This window comes from Pseudomonas sp. St386, from assembly GCF_018325865.1.
Lineage (GTDB): Bacteria > Pseudomonadota > Gammaproteobacteria > Pseudomonadales > Pseudomonadaceae > Aquipseudomonas > Aquipseudomonas brassicacearum.
In genome coordinates this window covers 642,142-661,394 of record NZ_AP021900.1, presented here as the reverse complement: position 1 = coordinate 661,394, position 19,253 = coordinate 642,142, and the positions used below count along the sequence as shown (strand labels likewise).

The following is a 19,253-nucleotide window of genomic DNA, read 5'->3' as shown; positions in this document are numbered from 1 at the left end:
CCATGACTAACGAAACGAAGGTTCCAACGCCACGACCGACCACCCTCGAAGGCTGGGTGAAGCTGCTCGATGGCGTGCACCTGCCGGTGCCCCAGGCCAGCCATGACCTGGTCTGCAAGGCCATTGCCGACAGCCGCCGCTCGTTGCGTGACATCGCCGAACTGATGCAGGACAGCCCCGCGCTGGCCCTGAGCGTTATCCGCGAGGCCAACCATCACACCCATGGCAGCCTTGCGGAACCTGCGGAAAATCTCGAAGTGGCCATCAACCGCCTCGGTCTCAAACGTACCGAGGAACTGCTCGCTCGTCTGCCGTCGTTGCCAGGGCACGAAATCCCCATCGCCTTGCGCCAGCTGCAATTGATCAGCCAACACGCCACGCAACAGGCCAATGGCTTTTTTGCCAGCCGCCTGGCGCGACTGTGGCAGGACATTCACTGGGGCAGTCTGTTGTTTCTCTCGCCGCTCTGGCCACTGGCCCTGACTCACCCGCGGTTGCTGGGGGAGTGGGAATTGCGGGTCGTCCACAAAGGCGAGCCCGCGCGCAAGGTAGAGCGCGAATTGTTCGGCGTCAGCCTGATGAAAATCTGCCTGGCGCTGGCAGAGACCTGGCGCCTGCCGATCTGGGTGACGCAAGGTTATCGCCTGCTGCTCAATGAACGCCGCGAGCTGGTGCAGGTTCTGCGCATCGCCCGGGACAGCGAGCACCCGCTGCGCCAGCAGAATCGCCTGGACGACGACCCAACCCTGCGGCGCTGGCTCAATCAACCGGCCAACACCGTGTTGCTGGCCAACGGCCTGGCACTCTCAGCGCAACAGGCCTGGGACGGCCCCCACAGTGCCCGCTGGCAATACCTCACCAGTTTGTACCTGCAGATGCCGGTGGATGAGGTTCAGCAACAGCTGCACCAACAAGCCGTCACCAGCGCCCGTCATGACGCCATGCCAGACCTCTGGCATCCGGCCGTGGCGTTGCTCTGGCCCTGGGGCAGCCGTCGCATCCACCCCGGCTTGCTACCTGCTCCCCCACCCAGCGCCGAGGACCTGAGCCAGTGGCGCAAGCAATGTTCCGCACTGCTGGTGGAACCGAGCCCCTTCAGCAATGCCATGCACCTGACCACCTCGGCACGGGACGTGTTGATGGCTTGCGGCATGCGCCGGGTGATGATCCTGATGGCCGACCGCAACCAGACCAGCGTGCGCGTACACCAGACCGCCGGCCTGCCCAAAGAAGCCGCGGCCATGAGCTTTACCATCAGCCAGAGCAAAATAGTGCAGCGGTTGCTGGCCCAGCAGGCCCAGGTTCGCCTGAACCCGGACAACAACGCGCAGTTTTCGGCGCTGCTGCCACCGGGCCTGCGCAGCCTGTTTCGCGGGGAGCACCTGCTGCTGCGCTCGCTGACCTGCAATGGCCGGGTGATCATGCTGGTGGTGGTGGACCAGGGCGGCGGACCGTTCTCGGACGTGACCGTGCAAGCCTTCGGCAAAACCGTGCAATGCATCGAACGAGCCCTGCATACCTTTACCAACCGCGGCCGCTGAACTTGCTACAATCTTTTCCCTTTGCGCCCCTGGAGACCTCACATGCCTGACTTCTCTGGCTTGCCGCTGGTGATCGAGCCGAGCGAGCTGCTGCCGCGCCTCGACGCCCGCGAACTGATTCTGGTGGACCTGACCAGCGCCGCCCGCTACAGCACCGGCCATATCCCTGGCGCACGCTTCGTCGACCCCAAGCGTACCCAGCTCGGTCAACCGCCGGCGCCGGGCCTGCTGCCGGCCAAAGCCGACCTCGAAGCCCTGTTCGGCGAGCTCGGACACAACCCCGATGCGGTCTACGTGGTCTATGACGATGAAGGCGGCGGCTGGGCCGGGCGGTTTATCTGGCTGCTGGACGTGATCGGCCATTCAAACTACCACTACCTCGACGGCGGCTTGCTGTCGTGGCTGGACGAAGGCCTGCCGGTGTCCGTCGAAGTGCCTGCGCCCGTCGCAGGCCCGGTCAGCCTGACGCTGCACGAAGCCCCCACCGCCACCCGCGAGTACCTGCAAAGCCGCCTCGGTGCTGCCGACCTGGCGATCTGGGACGCTCGCGGCCCGCTGGAATATTCCGGAGAGAAAGTCGTCGCAGCCCGAGGCGGACACATTCCCGGCGCGGTCAATTTCGAATGGACTGCCGGCATGGACCAAGCGCGCAACCTGCGCATCCGCAAGGACATGCCGCAAATCCTCGAACAATTGGGCATCACGCCTGACAAAGAAATCATCACCCACTGCCAGACTCACCACCGCTCCGGCTTCACCTACCTGGTGGCCAAGGCGCTCGGTTATCCACGAGTCAAAGGCTATGCCGGTTCCTGGGGTGAATGGGGCAACCACCCCGACACACCCATCGAGCTTTGAAGGTTCTTAAGGACAGTTAATGAAAAACCGTTTGTTCATCCTCACTCAATACCTGCTGCCCCACCACCTGCTGTCGCGGTTGGCCGGCTGCATTGCCGAATGCCGCGTGCGCTGGTTCAAGAACGCCTTCACCGCATGGTTTGCCAAGCGCTACCAAGTGGACATGTCCCAAGCACTGGTGGAAGACCTGACTGCCTACGAGCACTTCAACGCCTTCTTCACCCGCGCCCTGAAAGACGGCGCACGCCCGCTGGACGATACCCCGGGCGCGATCCTCAGCCCCGCCGACGGTGCCGTCAGCCAGCTCGGCCCGATCGAGCATGGCCGGGTGTTCCAGGCCAAGGGCCACAGCTTCAGCGTGCTGGAGCTGCTGGGCGGTGATGCGGCCAACGCGGCGCCGTTCATGGGCGGCGATTTCGCCACCATCTACCTCTCCCCCAAGGACTATCACCGCGTGCACATGCCACTGGCCGGCACCCTGCGGGAGATGGTCTACATCCCTGGACGGATTTTCTCGGTCAACCAGACCACCGCCGAAAACGTTCCGGAGCTGTTCGCCCGCAACGAGCGCGTGGCGTGCATTTTCGACACCGAACGCGGGCCGATGGCCGTTGTACTGGTGGGCGCGATGATCGTAGCGTCCATCGAAACCGTCTGGGCCGGACTGGTGACACCTCCCAAGCGCCAGCTGAAAACCTTCCGTTATGACGAAGCCGCCCGCGCGCCGATTCATCTGGAAAAAGGCGCCGAACTGGGTCGCTTCAAGCTGGGTTCGACAGCCATCGTGCTGTTCGGTCCGGACCAGGTGAAATGGGCCGAAGGCCTGGTGGCCGGTTCGCCAGTGCAGATGGGCCAGGGCCTGGCACTGCCAAAGGCCTGATTCACGCCCGTCCTTTGAAGCAGGGTTGTGGGAGCAAGACCTGTGGGAGCAAGGCTTGCCCGCGATGAACGATGACGCGGTCCAAAAGAAACTGCGGCGCCTGCATCGCGAGCAAGCTTTGCTCACACAGCACACTCAGGCCAACACGCCGGCCTGTCAGCTGCTAGAGTTGGAAACATCACGTTTATTTCCCGCCGGAGCCCGTACACGGCATGAATGAGACCAGCCCTCTCCAGCTATTGCGCGTCATGACCCCGACGCAAGCACGCTTGTCGTTCTGCGACGCCACGCCACGGGACCTCAAGCGCTGGATCGCCAACCTGCCCAAGGCCAACATCGGCGAAACAGCTCGCCTTTTGTACCAAGCCCTTGGCGAACTCAACCAACTGCTCACGCCCAGCGACAATCGCCTGCAACTGCTCGAGCTGCTGCGGCCCGAGGTGTATTACGTCTGCAAGCACCTGGAGCGGCACTTCCTGCAACAGGCCATCGTGCTGGATGAACGCTCGCGCAAGATCGTCAACCTGTGCCAGGCGCTGCAAACCCAGCTGGCGATGGGCTACAAACAGATCGTGGCGCGTATGGCATCGAAATACACCAAGGACCGGGCCCGCCTGCTGAGCACCGCGCTGCAACGGGCGATGCATGCCCTCAATGGCCCGCTGCTGCGCGCCAGTCAGTTGTACAGCCCAGTGCCTGAAGGGCTGTGGCTCGATTTACATCAGTTGTATCGGATCGCCTGCCTGCACCGGTTGCAGCACCTGAGCGTGAGTGACGAACTGGCGAGCCAGGTTCATCAATTGAACCCCGAACAGACCTATGTCGTTGCCTTGTTGCTGGGAGCGTCACGCAGCAATCAACTGCGCCAGAGCCAAATCGGGTGGCTGACCCAGGCGCTCGAATCCTGGAGCCAGTGGGTCAAGCTCGATCCCACCTCCAGCGCTGCCAGCCTGTTCGCGGTCGCTCCGGAGCTGGATGTCGGGCCACGCTACCGCTCCAAGTTCCGCGCCGAACAGCAGCCAACCTTGCAGGGCTTCGATCCACAACCCCTGGTGCGCGCAATCGCCACGCACCTGGAACAACCTGCCGAGCATAGCCTGCCAATACCGGGCGGCATGAGCGTCGACACCTTGCATCACCTGCAAGCCGCCTGGGGCGAAGCGGCCGAACGCAGCTTCCAGCGCACCGAGGGCAACGGCACGCTGACCCTGTGCGTGGGCATGAGCGCGCTGCACTACTACCTCGGCGGCGAGCGCTCTTTCACCGAGATACTGAAAAGCCCCGGCACCCGCAAGGCCCGCTTCGAAGCCTCGCCAAGCAAGACAAGCGACACTTGGAAGCAAGCGTTCGACGCCGCCCCCGCCGGCGACAGCGACCTGCTGCCCTATGAAGAAATCGAGTACCCGGTCAACCCGGCCGATGACGATGGCACCAGCTCCGACAACCAGCATCACTTCCCCACCTACGACTTGCCAATCATCAACCACAGCCCCGGCGGCTACTGCCTCGGCTGGCCCAAGGAAGTGCCGGAACAACTGCAAGCCGGGGAAATGATCGGCATCCGGGACACCAGCGACCAAGCCTGGAGCGTTGCCGTGGTGCGCTGGATCCGACAAGTGCGCAACGGCGCCATGCAAATGGGCATCGAGCTGGTCGCACCGCATGCCCAGCCTTGTGGGCTGCAACTGGTCCGCGAAGAAAATGAGCACGGTCACTACCTGCGCGGGCTGTTACTCCCCGAGATCAGCGCCATTGATCTCCCCCCCACCATGATCGCCCCGCGCCTGCCGTTCCAGGAGGGCCAGCGGGTGTTGATCAACACCAACGGCCAGGAACGCCGCGCCGGCCTGGACCGCCGGGTCACCAGCACCCACAGTTTCAATCAGTTTGCTTATCACCCGGAAGACTCAACCGCCAACGGGGATGGCGGCGAGCAAGAAGGGAATTTTGATTCGTTGTGGAAGTCGCTGTAGGCAGCCAACGCGTAACCCTTTGTGAAGAGAGAATTCTCTGTGGGAGCAAAGCTTGCTCGCGATGCTGGCACCGCGGTTCTTTTATAGACCGCGTTATCGTTTATCGCGGGCAAGCCTTGCTCCCACAGCTAGATCTCCTCGCCACAAAGATTGCGACAGACTCAGAGCTGCCCGTCACGATCCCTGAAGCCCAACAGGTACAACACCCCATCCAGCCCCAGGGTGGAAATCGCCTGTCTGGCCGACTGCTTGACCAGCGGCTTGGCGCGGAACGCCACGCCCAGGCCCGCTATCGCCAGCATCGGCAAGTCGTTGGCACCGTCGCCCACGGCGATGGTCTGTTCCAGGCGCAGGCCTTCTTTTTCAGCCAGTTCACGCAGCAGGTCCGCCTTGCGCTGGGCATCGACGATCGGCTCGACGGCCACGCCGGTCACCTTGCCATCCACCACTTCCAGTTCGTTGGCGAACACGTAGTCGATGCCGAGCTTGGCCTGCAGCTGCTTGGCGAAGTAGGTGAAGCCGCCGGACAGGATGGCGGTCTTGTAGCCCAGGCGCTTGAGTTCGGCGAACAGCGTCTCGGCGCCTTCGGTCAGGCGCAGCGAAGCACCAATGGAATCCAGCACGCTGACGTCCAGCCCCTTGAGCAGCGCCAGGCGCTCCTTGAAGCTGGCCCGGAAATCCAACTCGCCAGCCATGGCTCGCTCGGTGATGGCCGAGACCTTGTCGCCCACGCCGGCCGCCTTGGCCAGTTCGTCGATGACTTCGGCTTCGATCAGCGTCGAGTCCATGTCGAACACCGCCAGGCGGCGGTTACGGCGGAACAGCGAATCTTCCTGGAAGGCGATGTCGACGTTCAGTTCCTGGGCCACGCTGAGGAACTCGGCACGCAACGCCTGGGGATCCGCCGGCTCGCCGCGCACCGAAAACTCGATGCAACCCTTGCCCTTGTCGTCCGGGGTGTCCAGCGGCATGCGCCCGGACAATCGGTCGATATGGTCGATGTTCAGGTCATATTTGGCGGTGATCGAACTGACACGCTGCAACTGCTCGGCGGTAACCTTGCGGGTCAACAGGGTAACGATGTGGCGCTTCTTGCCCTGGCCGGCCACCCAATGTCGGTAATCGTCCTCGGACACCGGGGTGAAGCGCACCTGTTGGTCGAGCTTGTAGGCGGTGAACAGGATGTCCTTGAGCACCGACTTGCCTTGTTCGGCGTCCGGGATTTCAACCAGGATGCCGAACGACAACGTGTCGTGGATCACCGCCTGACCGATGTCGAGAATGTTCACACCACCCTGGGCCAGAACGCCGGTAATGGCCGCAGTCAGACCCGGACGGTCGCTGCCAGTGATGTTTATCAGGACGATTTCGCGCAAGGCGCACCCCCGCAGGTGGAAAAAAACCGCATTCTACCCACATTCAGTGACCATCGGGCACCGCCAGTGCTTTGCCGGTCATGGGGCTGTCGCTATACTGCGCGTCAATTTCACGGACAAAGAGCCGAGCTCAGTGAACCGGCCCACGCCAGTCAAAACCGACAACTTCTTCCTGCTGATCTTCCGTGCACTGCGTCACCGTCGTGTGCCGATAGCATTGCGCATTGCCAGCCATAACGTGATCCTGGTCGCCCTGGCCCTGGTCATCTACGCCTGCGTGATGGGCTTGCAGTTCAAGCAGGCGATGCACGAGCAGGCCGACGCCCTGGGTGAAAGCCTGACCACCCAGACCGCCACGTCCGCCACCGAGCTGCTGGTGTCCAACGACATCCTCAGCCTCAACGTGCTGCTCAACAACCTGACCAAGAACAAACTGGTGGCCCACGCCGCCATCTACAGCGTGGACAACCGCATCCTCGCCGAGGCCGGCCAGCGTCCCAAGCCAGGCCTGCTGGGCGAGTCCGGCGGCATGTACCAGAGCAAGATCACCTTCCAGGACGTGACCGCCGGGCAGCTGCGCATCAGCCTGGACATGGACCAGTTCCAGCAACCGATGACCATCAGCCTGCAAAGCATGGGTATCCTCAGCGCGATCCTGCTGGCACTGGCACTGGCCTTGAGCCTGCGCCTGGGGCGGCACATCTCCACGCCGCTGTTGCAATTGCGCGTCTGGCTGCGGGACATCGACGAACACACGCCAGCCACCCAGCGCCAGGACGAAATCGGCGATCTGGCCCGGCAACTGCACGCCAGCTTCGCGCCGGAGCCTGAGCCCGTGCCGGAACCTGAAGACATCGACTACGTGGACGACGACGATGCCGAGCCGGGCTTCGAAGTGCGTAACCTGCGCGACCCGGGCTTCGATGAAAGCCAGCCAATGCCTGCTTCCAAACCGGCTCCACGCCACGTGGTACGCACGGTTGAAGACGATGAAGACGACGACGCGTTTGCCGACCTGCGGGACGAGTCAGTCGATGGAACACCTCAACCGGTCGCCAGGCCAGTCGCCTCGAACCTGCCCCAGCACAGTGCCGTACTGGCCGTGCAACTGGGCGCCCAGGACCAACTGCGCCGCCTGCCCCAGGCGCGCCTGAAGGAATTGCTCGAGCGCTACCGCGACTGCCTCGACCAGGCCGCATCGCTCTATCAGGGCGAACTGCACACCCTGAACGATGGCAGCACGCTAATGCTGTTTCACACCGAAGACAGCGGTGACGACTACCTGACCAACGCCATTTGCTGCGGTGAGTTGCTGCGCGCCTTGGGCCACCAGTTGCAGATCGAAGTCGCCGACAGCGGCATCACCCTGCAACTACAATTGGGCCTGACCCTGGGCGATGGCTTGTTTGGCCTGAGCCAGATCGACCTGCTGCTGACCGAAACCGCCCAGGACGCCCTGGCACTGTCGCAACACAGCCGCAACCTGCTGCTGGTGGAGCGCAAGATCAACGACGACGCCCTGATCCGCCAACGCGCTCGCATCCGCCCCATCGCCAGCCCCGAAGGCGCGTGCTGCGTGGAACGCTTGATGGAACCTTATCCATCAATGCTGGAGCGGCAGTTGGCGCGGATGCATGAGCGCCAGGCCTGAGCCTCAGGACTTGAAATGACGAAGCCCGCAGATGAGTGATTGTCTGCGGGCTTTTTTGTTGCCTTTAGCGCCGCCATCGCGAGCAAGCTCGCTCCCACATTGGATATGTGGCTGCAGGATCCTCCTGTGGGAGCGAGCTTGCTCGCGATGAGGCCGGTACAGGCACCGGAAAACCCAACCGGCAGAAACAACAAAGCCCGCTTCAACGCGGGCTTTGTTTTGCATCCAGTCCTGGCGTCAGAACCTGAACACTTCCATGTCCGTACGAATCGGCAAGGCCATGGGGATCTTGTCCTTATCCTTTTCTACCGGCTTGGCCGGGGCGGGAGCGGCCTTGCGTGGGACTTCTGCGACAGGTGGCTGGTTGGCCAGGGGCTTGAGCGACACGGACAGCTGTTCGGCCAGGCGTTGCAGGAGCACGCCCTGGGCCTGGACCTGTGCCGCCGTGGTGCCGGCATGTTGCTCTTGCAGATGAACGATGCGGTTCTCACGCACCTTGCCACGACGGTCGATCAACCGCCATTGGGCATCGAGCACTGCCGGCTGGGCTTTACCCGAGTCCAGGCGGGTAATCGACAGCAGCACCTGTACATCCGGGGTGAAGCCTTGGGTCGCGGGTGCCAGCACTACACGCTGGCTGTCCAGATGCCCGGCGACCTGGCGCAGCAGCAACTGATCGATGTCGGAAGACAGGCTGCCAGCCCAACGACCGTCAGTGGCGGCCTGCAGGCTGCCGTCCGGTTGGCGTTGCAATAAGGTTTCGCGTTGCAGGTAGTCGGCGATCAGGACCGGCCCCAGCAATACAGCCATGCCTGTGCTTTGCGCAGGCTGGGCCGGGGTTCCGCTGTCCAGTTGGTACAGCGACACCGGCTGGTTCATGCTGCAGCCCGCCAGGCCAAGCAGGCCGGCGAGCCACAAAATAGGGAGGCGCAGAGCAGTCATCGTTCCGTCCAGGTGGCAGCCACAAGGCTTACCACAGTGAAAAAATACTCGGTCATTATGAAGAACGCTCGGCCACGCCGGCGCTTGAAAGGGCCTATCATCCGTGAATATGCGCGCCGACTCCAGCGCGAAAGTATCGATCTGCGGCATTTAATCGCAGACCGAGCCCTCTAGTACGCCTAATTGAGGTTTTCGACGAGCAGCGCATCGACTCGCTGAAACCCCCTTGGGAGCTTGTTGCCCCGCCGACCACGTTCACCCTTGTAATGCTCAAGATCGTCCGCCTTTAACGAAAGCGTGCGCTTGCCTGCCTGTAGCACAAGCGTGGCGCCTTCCGGCAACACTGCAATATCCGTGACATATTCCTCACGACTGGCAACCCGTTCGCCGGAAATCCCAATAATCTTGTTGCCCTTGCCTTTACCCAGCTGTGGCAGATCGCTGATCTTGAACACCAGCAACCGGCCTTCGGTGGTGACCGAAGCCAGCCAGTTGCTCTCCCGATCGGCCACCGGCCGCGGCGCAATCACCTTGGCGTTGTTCGGCAGGCTCAACAACGCCTTGCCCGCCTTGTTCTTGGCTTGCAGATCCTCGCCCTTGACCACGAACCCGTAGCCCGCGTCCGATGCAATTACGTACAGTCCATCATCATCAGGCATCAGCACGCATTCAAAAGTTGCACCCGGCGGCGGCGTCAAACGACCGGTCAGCGGTTCGCCCTGGCCACGAGCCGACGGCAGGGTGTGGGCCGGCACCGAATAGCTGCGCCCGGTGGAGTCAACGAACACCGCAAACTGGTTGGAACGCCCGGCCGCCAAGGCCTTGAAGCCGTCCCCGGCCTTGTAGGAAAGCCCCGTCGCGTCAATATCATGACCTTTGGCGGAACGCACCCAACCTTTTTCTGACAGTACGACGGTCACTTTCTCGTTCGGCAGCAGATCGTGCTCGCTCAGCGCCTTGGCTTCGGCACGCTCGACGATTGGCGAGCGACGGTCGTCGCCGTAGGTTTCGGCGTCCTTGAGCAGTTCGGTGCGCACCAGTTTCTTGAGCTTGGCTTCGCTGCCCAGCAAGGCTTGCAGCTTGGCCTGTTCCTTGAGGAGTTCATCCTGTTCGGCACGCAGCTTCATCTCTTCCAACCGCGCCAACTGCCGCAGGCGGGTGTCGAGGATGTAGTCGGCCTGGATTTCACTCAGGGCAAAACGGGCGATCAGGCTGGCCTTGGGGTGCTCCTCGGTACGGATGATGTGGATCACTTCATCCAGGTTGAGGTAGGCGATCAGCAAACCGTCCAACAGGTGCAGGCGACGCTCGACCTTGTCCAGGCGGAATTGCAGGCGCCGACGCACGGTCTTGACCCGGAACTCCAGCCACTCCACCAGCAATGCCCGCAGGTTTTTCAACTGCGGCTTGCCGTCCAGGCCGATGATGTTGATGTTGACCCGGTAGCTGGACTCCAGGTCGGTGCTGGCGAACAGGTGCTGCATCAGCGCGTCGTGGTCGACTCGGCTGTTGACCGGGATGATCACGATGCGGCACGGGTTTTCGTGGTCGGATTCGTCGCGCAAGTCAGCCACTTGCGGTGCTTTCGACGGTTTTGCCTGCATCATCGCGGCAATTTGCTCCAAGACCTTGGCCCCGGAAACCTGGTGCGGCAGCGCCGTGACAATGATGTCGCCGTCTTCAACGTGATACACGGCGCGCATGCGCACCGAACCACGGCCGGTCTCATAGATTTTCAGCAGGTCGGCACGCGGGGTGATGATTTCCGCTTCGGTCGGATAGTCCGGGCCCTGGATGTGCTCGCAGAGTTGTTCCACCGTGGCTTTGGGCTCGTCCAGCAGACGCACGCACGCCGTGGCCACTTCCCGCAGGTTGTGAGGCGGCACGTCGGTGGCCATGCCCACGGCAATGCCGGTGGTGCCATTGAGGAGAATATTCGGCAAACGCGCTGGCAAAACCAGGGGTTCATCGAGGGTGCCGTCGAAGTTCGGCCCCCAGTCCGCGGTGCCCTGGCCCAGCTCGCTGAGCAGCACTTCGGAATAGCGCGACAACCGCGCCTCGGTGTAACGCATGGCCGCGAAAGACTTGGGATCGTCCGGCGCCCCCCAGTTACCCTGCCCGTCCACCAGCGTGTAGCGATAGCTGAATGGCTGGGCCATCAGCACCATGGCTTCATAGCAGGCCGAGTCGCCGTGGGGGTGGAACTTACCGAGCACGTCACCGACGGTACGCGCCGATTTCTTGTGCTTGGAATCCGCATCCAGCCCCAGTTCACTCATGGCATAGATGATCCGCCGCTGAACCGGCTTCAAACCATCGCCGATGTGCGGCAAGGCACGGTCCATGATCACGTACATGGAGTAATTGAGGTAGGCATTTTCGGTGAAGTCAGCCAGCGATCGGCGTTCTACGCCGTCTAAGCTGTCTGCAAGAATGTCGCTCATGCGGGCCTCATCAGTTCGTTGTCTGGCGCAGCAGCATGGTGCCGTCGCGCTGGGTAAATTCAAGTTTGTTCAGGGCGCTCATGCCCAGCAGCACTTGCGTGCCACCCAGGCCTGGCGCCACCAGGGCACGGACATCGCGCAACACGATGTCACCCAATTGCAACCGGTCGATGCGGGTGCGATAGCCCTCGCTCAAACCGTTGGCGGTACTCAACGTCACGCCGAAACCCTTTTCCAGCTTGAGGCGCTCGGCCAACTCCACCGGAATCGCCACATCGGTGGCGCCCGTGTCGAGCATGAAATCTACCGGCTGACCGTTGATCTGGCCGCTGGCGACGAAATGGCCCTGTCTATTGCCGACCAACTTCACCTCGATAAACCCTTCGCCTCTTTGCGAATACACCTGGGCATTGGGGTTTTGCTGGCGCTGCTCCCATTGGGCAAAAAACCGCGTTGCCAGGAACAGCGCCGCGCACCAGGCCAATATCATCAACACCCTGCCAGCACGCCTGCCCGGCGGCGACTGACTCATGGCGAGGCGCCCCAGCCCCCGTCCGGCGCGGCGAAGCGCCAGATGATCGGCCGCGTTTCGCCGTCGGCGCGAGCACCGTCGTTGTTGTCCAGGCCGATCCAGGCGCCCTCGGTGTCCACCACCAGCGCTTCGGCCAGCCCATAATCCTGGGAATAACGCCGACCGTCCTGCAACGCCTCGGCGGCGAACGACCAGCACCGCTCCACTTGGGCGGTCTGCGGGTCACGCCGGCAGATCTGAAAGGCGTTGCGCTCCAGGGTAAACAGCTTGCCATTGAACAATGACAAATCAGCAAAATCCCGCGAAACCGCCTTGGCCTTGGGGAACTGCGCCGGCTGCATCTCCAGCCCCGCTTCACTCAGCAACACACAGTTGCCATCGCAGTCCCACACCGTTTGCTGACGCTTGATCAACAAAAGCCCGCGACGCTCACGCTCGGCCGCCAACCACAGTTGGTCACCGGCCGGGTTGACCGCCAAACCTTCGAATAGCGCATTGAAATGCAACAACATGCCGCTGGCGCGGGCCTGGCGGATCATTGTTGGTGCAATTTTCAACCACGACGCCGGCCCCGCAGGCGGTACCTGCAACACGGCGGCTTGGGACTCGCTGACCACATAGCGATTGCCAGCGCTGTCGCAACTGATGCCTTCGAAATCCAGCTCGCCACCGCGCAGGAACGACGCTGCCCAGGTTCGGGACTTCAAACCCCAGGGCAAACCGCTGTCGGGAACCGCCGGCACCTCGATTTCAACCACCTCGGCCTGCCAGAGCGAAGACTCGGAGGGCGCGAGGCGATAGATCCGATCATCGTCGCGATCGGATACCGTCCACATTTCGCTGCCACACAGCGCCAACCCGGACAGATTACCGCCGCGCATGCCATCGACGGCATGCTCGGACAGCAACTTCAGCTCCGGTGCAGGCCCTGCGACCACAACCCCCGCCCACAGCAACAACGCCAGGGCGAAACCGTTGCGCATCAGGCCAGCACCTCGGCCAGGTCCCCTTTGGATTCGAGCCAGGACTTGCGATCGCCGGCGCGTTTCTTCGCCAGTAGCATGTCCATCATCTCCGAGGTCGCTTCGAAATCATCCAGGGTCAACTGCACCAGACGGCGGGTGTTCGGATCCATGGTGGTTTCACGCAGTTGCGGCGGGTTCATCTCGCCCAGGCCTTTGAATCGAGTGACCTGCGGCTTGCCGCGTTTCTTCTCGGCCACCAGGCGATCGAGAATGCCGTCGCGCTCGGCCTCGTCCAGGGCGTAGTAGATTTCCTTGCCCAGGTCGATGCGGTACAGCGGCGGCATCGCCACATAAACGTGGCCGGCGTCCACCAGCGGGCGGAAATGCTGGACGAACAAAGCGCAGAGCAACGTGGCGATGTGCAGGCCGTCGGAGTCGGCGTCGGCGAGGATGCAGATCTTGCCGTAGCGCAGCTGGCTCATGTCCGCGGCGCCCGGGTCGACACCGATGGCCACCGCGATGTTATGCACTTCCTGGCTGGCCAGCACTTCGCTGCCGTCCACTTCCCAGGTGTTGAGGATCTTGCCTCGCAGCGGCAGGATCGCCTGGAACTCCTTGTCCCGCGCCTGCTTGGCCGAGCCGCCGGCGGAGTCACCTTCCACCAGGAACAGCTCGGAACGCATCGGGTCCTGCCCGGCGCAATCGGCGAGCTTGCCCGGCAATGCCGGGCCCTGGGTGATGCGCTTGCGCTCGACCTTCTTGCTGGCCTTGAGGCGGCGGCCGGCGTTATTGATTGCCAACTCTGCCAGGGCCAGGCCGGTTTCCGGGTTGGCGTTGAGCCACAGGCTGAACGCATCCTTGACCACCCCGGAGACAAACGCCGCCGCTTCGCGGGACGACAGGCGCTCCTTGGTCTGGCCGGAGAATTGCGGTTCCTGCATCTTCATCGACAGCACGAAGGCGATGCGCTCCCAGACGTCTTCCGGCGCCAGCTTCACGCCACGGGGCAGCAGATTGCGGAACTCGCAGAACTCGCGCATGGCATCGAGCAAACCCTGGCGCAACCCGTTGACGTGGGTGCCGCCCTGGGCCGTGGGGATCAGGTTGACGTAGCTTTCCTGGACGCTTTCGCCGCCTTCGGGCAGCCATAACAGCGCCCAGTCCACGGCTTCCTTGTTACCAGCCAGGCTGCCGCAGAACGGCTCGTTGGGCAGGCGCTCGAAATCGTTGACCGCGTCCACCAGGTAAGAACGCAGGCCGTCTTCGTAATGCCACTCGACTTTCTCGCCAGTGGCCTTGTCCTCGAAACTGACCAGCAACCCCGGGCACAGCACGGCCTTGGCCTTGAGCACATGCTTGAGGCGGCTGACGGAAAACTTCGGCGAATCGAAATACTTCGGGTCCGGAGCGAAATACACGCTGGTCCCGGTGTTGCGTTTGCCGACGGTGCCGACCACTTCCAGCTCGGTGGCCTTGTAGCCGTCGGCGAAGGTCATCTGGTATTCGTTGCCGTCACGCTTGACCCGCACCCGCACCTGGGTCGACAAGGCGTTGACCACGGAAATACCCACCCCGTGCAGACCGCCGGAGAACTGGTAGTTCTTGTTGGAAAACTTGCCGCCGGCGTGGAGCTTGGTGAGGATCAGCTCGACGCCCGACACACCCTCTTCGGGGTGAATGTCCACCGGCATGCCGCGGCCATCATCGCTGACTTCCAGCGAGTGATCGGCGTGCAGGATGACCTGCACCGAACGAGCGTGCCCGGCCAAGGCTTCGTCGACACTGTTGTCGATGACTTCCTGGGCGAGATGGTTCGGCCGACTGGTGTCGGTGTACATGCCGGGGCGCTTGCGCACCGGGTCGAGGCCCGAGAGGACTTCGATGGCGTCTGCGTTATAAGAGCTAGCGCTGGGAGTGGCCATGGGGTCTCGTCGTCAGTGTTCAATGAAAAAGGGGCGATGGGCTCACAGCGACGTGAAGTCGATCGCCTGGTACAAATCGGCGCCAATGCCGGCAAAACTCAACAGCGCCGGCAACTGCTGGGCAAACCCTTGGAAACTGTGGTCGCCGCCGGCCTGGATGCGCAAGGCACAGGCGCGGTAATACTGTTGGGCGTGGCGATAATCCAGCGTTTCGTCACCGGTTTGCAACCATACCTGAAACCGCTGCGGATCCCGGGGCGCCGGCACTTGCAGTTCGGCCAGGGCCGTGACGTGGTCGTGGGTCAATTCCCAGGTTTCATCTGTGTACAAATTCTTCTGCGTGCCCAGGTAACCGTCGAACATCCGATGCGGGCTGACGGCAGGGTTGACCAACAGGGCCTTGAGGCCGTGGCGCTCGGCCAAGTGAGTCGCATAGTAGCCGCCGAGCGAGCTGCCGACCAGCAGCGGGCGCCCCAGTTCTGTAATCGCCTGCTCCAACTGACCGATGGCCTGGCGGGGGTGGTGATGCAAGGCGGGCACCTGCAACTGGTCGCTCAGGCCCAGGCGTGCCATCACCTCGGTCAATTGACAGGCCTTGGTCGACGCCGGGGCGCTGTTGAAGCCATGGATATAAAGGATCGAACCCGACATTGCCGACTCCCTGGGTGTTGGGCAAAAGCCGGAGTTTACAGGGAGATTGCGGTGATTGGGGGGATTTGACCGTGTTGTTGCCTCCCATGAATCGTCGATCACAGCACCTGTGGGAGCAAAGCTTGCTCGCGATGGCGGCTTAACTGAGTACATATCCATTTCTGCGGTAACGGCCACTTAGGGTTCCGCCCTGACGGCGGCTCACTTTTTTTCAAACGCCAAAAAAAGTAAGCAAAAAAGGCTTGCCCCACCACTTGGCACCTCGCCTAGGCTCGGTGTGCCTGAACGAAGGCATTTGCTCCGTGGGCCCGCCGCGAAGGGCCATCCATGGCCCAGCGCGGCTAACCCGGCATCCATGCCGGGTTGCCCACTCCACAATGCCTGCGCTCGGCCAGCGTGGTTAACGGGGCGCCGAGATCAACGTCCACCACGAGGCGGCCTAACAGCCGACCTGGCTCTCCCGGTTGTACACCCGTCAGATCTGTGGGAGCAAAGCTTGCTCGCGAGGGGGCCTGACAGCCGACCTGGTTCTCCCGGTCGTACTCCGGTCCAATTGTGGGAGCGATCTTGCTCGCCTCTGCGCGCGGTGTGGTCAGGATTGTGTATTGACGTTGTCCAGCATCCGATTCGCCAATAAAGCGCCCAGCTCGATCAGTTGCTGAATGCCAAGGGCAACATGGCGTCGCGAGCCTTTCAGGTCGAAGGCAAGGTCGCTGACCATGGCATCGGCTGAGGCCAGGGTTTCGCTGAGGTTGGCCAGCAGGCTTTCGGTGTCGACGCCTTCCACGACGGTGAACAGTTGACCTGAGGGCTTTTTCTTTTTGGCTTGAGGTTTGGGGTCAAGATAATGGTCGATGGCGCGCTTGGCGGCTTCATCGAGTATCGGGGGAATCTGGCTGGCTTCGGGAGAAATGGAATCTTTTTTTGTTGGCCCAGAGTTATCTTCAGACATGTTGGCGCTCCACTAGGATTGAAATAACGCCCTCCTACTTTCGGGTTTCCAGGCCCGGCCGCTGAACTTTCAGCGACGGGAAAAGGTTAGCGACAGCCCTTCCCACCCAGCAACCGCCAGAGCTCGTCGGAAAAATCTGCTTGAACCAGGAAGGATGTCCGACCATTCCCACAAACCCTGGTCGGCTGTCAGCCGCCATCGCGAGCAAGCTCGCTCCCACACAGGTTTTTGGCTGTTTATAAGATCAGTGTCCACCGCCGATCCCTGTGGGAGCAAAGCTTGCTCGCGATGGCGGTGGGTCTGCTTGCATCCATGCTGAATGTACCGCCGTCTTCGCGAGCAAGCCCACACAATTGGATCGGGGTATGACCGGAGAATCAGGTCGGCTATCAGGCCGCCTCGCGAGCAAGCTTTGCTCCCACAGGTCCTGCTCAAACAGATCTGAAGGATGTACGACCGGGAGAGACGGGCCGGCTGTCAGGCCGCCTCGTCCTCAGTAACCGTTGGAGCCATAGTCAGGGGTAAACGCAAACCCAACCACCCGCTCAACCCCCGTCTCCAACCGCCCATCCGGCAACAATCGCAACCACCGATACCCCGGCGCCTGCGAGCCCACCGCAAAATCCTCACTCCCCGGCTCAAACTGAATACAGGTCGAAGGCGAAGCCAACAAACGAACCCCCTCGCGCATCCGGTCAACCTCCTGGTGCACATGCCCCCACAACACCGCCCGCACCTGAGGAAACCGATCCAACACCGCAAACAGCGCCTCAGGATTACGCAACCCAATCGGCTCCATCCACGCACACCCAATCGAAACAGGATGATGATGCAGGCACACCAAGTGATGCCGCTCCGGCGCCTCGCTCAAGGCATTGGCCAACAGAATCAACTGCTCCTCGGCCAAAAAACCCGGCACCGAACCAGGCACGGCGGAATCCAGCATCGTCACCCGCCAGTTGCCAATGTCCACCACCGGATTGAGCAACGTGCTCTTGACCGCCGCCTCAAGCATCACCTGCGGCTCATCATGGTTGCCGGGAATCCACCGCGCCGGCGCATCGATTCGCGCAGTCAATTGCCGAAACGCCGCGTAGGACTCCAGCGTGCCGTCCTGGGACAGATCCCCGGTGGCGAGCATCAGGTCAATGTCCGGCTGCTGCTTGAGCACCAAATCAATGACCGCCCACAAACTGTCACGGGTATTCATGCCCAGCAACGAGGCATCGGCCTCGGCGAACAAATGGCTGTCAGACAGTTGGACCAGCAACGCCGCATCGGCAGTGGTCAAGCTGGATACGCTCGGCAAATCGCTCTCTCCCAGGCGCAGTCACGCCGTTGCATGAAGCCGCAATTATGCTGGGGGATGATCGAAAGGGGAAACCCGCGAACCGGAACCGGTTCACAACTACCGAACGACTTCGAACTCGTGGCCCAGCGCCAGGCAATGACTCAGCCACTCGCCCAGGAACAGGTTCAACTGGGCTTTTTCATCCGGCTGGTGCATTGACGCATTGGGGTAAGGATAGATGCCGCGAAAGCGTCGTGCATGTTCGGCGCTGACGACTTCGGCCATGCGCGCATCGTGATAGACCTGGACCTCCAGCTGCGGCACCGGCAGCCAGGGCAGGCTGTGCTCCTGGCGCACTTGCAGCGTGGTGGTGTAGGGGCAAGTCTGCAACACTTCCAGAGCCAGCACGCCCAGCATCTGGTCGCCGTGGGTCACGGCGATACGCCGCGGCGCCGGATCGTTGCGCATGTCCGGCAACAAGCGCATCAGGCGGGCGTAGTTGGCCTCGCAGGCGGCCTGCAACCCCACCAGATCGACGCGATAGCGATCGCGCAGCTTGTTCAGGACCATAGCCCCCTCACTTCCTCGCGGTTCAAGGCCAGCCATTGCAGGGCGATGATGCTCGGTGCATTGCAGATTTGTCCGTCGCGCACAGCTTGCAGGGCATCTTCGAAAGACCAGACCTTGACGCGGATATCTTCCGCCTCTTCCACCAGGCCATGCAGCCCGCCCGCCCCCGTGCTGTCGCAACGCCCCAGGTACAAATGGACGAATTCATCGCTGCCGCCCGGGGATGGAAAATACTTGGTCATCGGCCAAAGCGCAGCGAAGGCAAGCCCAGCTTCCTCCTGCGCTTCACGATGAGCAACTTCTTCCGGTTGTTCGTCCTTGTCGATCAGGCCGGCCACCAATTCCACCAGCCAAGGGTTGGCGATCTTGTCCATGGCGCCGACGCGAAACTGCTCGATCAACACCACTTCATCGCGCTGCGGGTCGTAGGGCAACACGCACACCGCGTCATGGCGCACGAACAATTCACGGCTGATTTCGCGGCTCATGCCACCGGCAAACAATTCGTGACGCAAGTGCACACGGTCGAGTTTGTAGAAACCCTGGAAGCAGCTCTCGCGCTTGACGATGTCCACGGTGCTCGGTGCGGCGTTGGCGAAATCGGTCATGACAATCCTCGTGTGCAATGGATCAATACGAGGTTCCAACCTCGGCTTCGCGCCATCCTAACGCGCCCGTACCCTTTGATGCAGCCCCTTTCCACTC

At 62.1% G+C, this 19,253-nt stretch carries 16 protein-coding genes; 5 read left to right on the top strand and 11 right to left on the bottom strand.

What is annotated here, in order from left to right:
- The first annotated feature begins 2 nt into the window (after positions 1–2).
- The 4 genes from KI235_RS02835 to KI235_RS02820 all read left to right on the top strand — a co-directional run bounded on the left by KI235_RS02835 (position 3) and on the right by KI235_RS02820 (position 5,252).
- A complete protein-coding gene (locus tag KI235_RS02835; protein ID WP_212795481.1) occupies positions 3–1,541 on the top strand; it encodes an HDOD domain-containing protein in 1,539 nt (512 codons plus the stop codon).
- A gap of 42 nt (positions 1,542–1,583) precedes the next feature.
- Positions 1,584–2,399, top strand: coding sequence for a rhodanese-like domain-containing protein (locus KI235_RS02830; protein ID WP_212795480.1), 816 nt, complete (start codon positions 1,584–1,586; stop codon positions 2,397–2,399).
- Positions 2,400–2,418: 19 nt separating this feature from the next.
- Positions 2,419–3,279: an archaetidylserine decarboxylase gene (asd, locus tag KI235_RS02825; RefSeq protein WP_003197192.1), complete on the top strand. Its 861-nt coding sequence runs from the start codon at positions 2,419–2,421 to the stop codon at positions 3,277–3,279.
- Positions 3,280–3,491: 212 nt separating this feature from the next.
- On the top strand, positions 3,492–5,252 hold the full coding sequence (locus KI235_RS02820) for a hypothetical protein (RefSeq protein WP_033028051.1): 1,761 nt from the start codon (positions 3,492–3,494) through the stop codon (positions 5,250–5,252).
- A gap of 161 nt (positions 5,253–5,413) precedes the next feature.
- Here KI235_RS02820 and serB read toward each other — a convergent pair whose 3' ends face one another.
- Complete coding sequence (gene serB / locus KI235_RS02815) at positions 5,414–6,628, bottom strand: phosphoserine phosphatase SerB (protein ID WP_003197189.1); 1,215 nt, start codon at positions 6,626–6,628, stop codon at positions 5,414–5,416.
- Between the two features lie 133 nt (positions 6,629–6,761).
- Here serB and KI235_RS02810 point away from each other — a divergent pair, with 133 nt between their 5' ends.
- Positions 6,762–8,279: an AhpA/YtjB family protein gene (locus KI235_RS02810; RefSeq protein ID WP_003197187.1), complete on the top strand. Its 1,518-nt coding sequence runs from the start codon at positions 6,762–6,764 to the stop codon at positions 8,277–8,279.
- Between the two features lie 237 nt (positions 8,280–8,516).
- Here the strand turns inward: KI235_RS02810 and KI235_RS02805 are convergent, their stop codons facing one another.
- The 10 genes from KI235_RS02805 to KI235_RS02760 all read right to left on the bottom strand — a co-directional run bounded on the left by KI235_RS02805 (position 8,517) and on the right by KI235_RS02760 (position 19,156).
- The gene (locus tag KI235_RS02805) at positions 8,517–9,221 is read right to left on the bottom strand and encodes a PqiC family protein (RefSeq protein WP_003197185.1); all 705 of its coding nucleotides are present in this window, start codon (positions 9,219–9,221) and stop codon (positions 8,517–8,519) included.
- Positions 9,222–9,400: 179 nt separating this feature from the next.
- Positions 9,401–11,665: a DNA topoisomerase IV subunit A gene (gene parC / locus KI235_RS02800; protein ID WP_003197182.1), complete on the bottom strand. Its 2,265-nt coding sequence runs from the start codon at positions 11,663–11,665 to the stop codon at positions 9,401–9,403.
- Between the two features lie 10 nt (positions 11,666–11,675).
- A complete protein-coding gene (locus KI235_RS02795; protein ID WP_003197180.1) occupies positions 11,676–12,197 on the bottom strand; it encodes a TIGR02281 family clan AA aspartic protease in 522 nt (173 codons plus the stop codon).
- Entirely contained in the window at positions 12,194–13,180 is a 987-nt protein-coding gene (locus KI235_RS02790) for an esterase-like activity of phytase family protein (protein WP_003197179.1), read from the bottom strand. Before KI235_RS02790 ends, KI235_RS02795 begins: the two co-directional genes overlap by 4 nt.
- Entirely contained in the window at positions 13,180–15,084 is a 1,905-nt protein-coding gene (gene parE / locus KI235_RS02785) for a DNA topoisomerase IV subunit B (RefSeq protein WP_003197177.1), read from the bottom strand. Before parE ends, KI235_RS02790 begins: the two co-directional genes overlap by 1 nt.
- Before the next feature lie 42 nt (positions 15,085–15,126).
- A complete protein-coding gene (locus KI235_RS02780) occupies positions 15,127–15,735 on the bottom strand; it encodes a YqiA/YcfP family alpha/beta fold hydrolase (protein WP_003197175.1) in 609 nt (202 codons plus the stop codon).
- A 592-nt stretch (positions 15,736–16,327) separates the two neighbouring features.
- The gene (locus tag KI235_RS02775) at positions 16,328–16,687 is read right to left on the bottom strand and encodes a DUF6124 family protein (RefSeq protein WP_003197174.1); all 360 of its coding nucleotides are present in this window, start codon (positions 16,685–16,687) and stop codon (positions 16,328–16,330) included.
- Positions 16,688–17,180: 493 nt separating this feature from the next.
- Positions 17,181–17,996 (bottom strand): 3',5'-cyclic-AMP phosphodiesterase, encoded by an 816-nt coding sequence (gene cpdA, locus KI235_RS02770; protein ID WP_003197172.1) that lies wholly within the window; start codon positions 17,994–17,996, stop codon positions 17,181–17,183.
- Between the two features lie 99 nt (positions 17,997–18,095).
- On the bottom strand, positions 18,096–18,548 hold the full coding sequence (locus KI235_RS02765) for a DUF1249 domain-containing protein (RefSeq protein WP_003186471.1): 453 nt from the start codon (positions 18,546–18,548) through the stop codon (positions 18,096–18,098).
- Positions 18,539–19,156, bottom strand: coding sequence for an NUDIX domain-containing protein (locus KI235_RS02760; RefSeq protein WP_003197169.1), 618 nt, complete (start codon positions 19,154–19,156; stop codon positions 18,539–18,541). Before KI235_RS02760 ends, KI235_RS02765 begins: the two co-directional genes overlap by 10 nt.
- Positions 19,157–19,253: the final 97 nt, after the last annotated feature.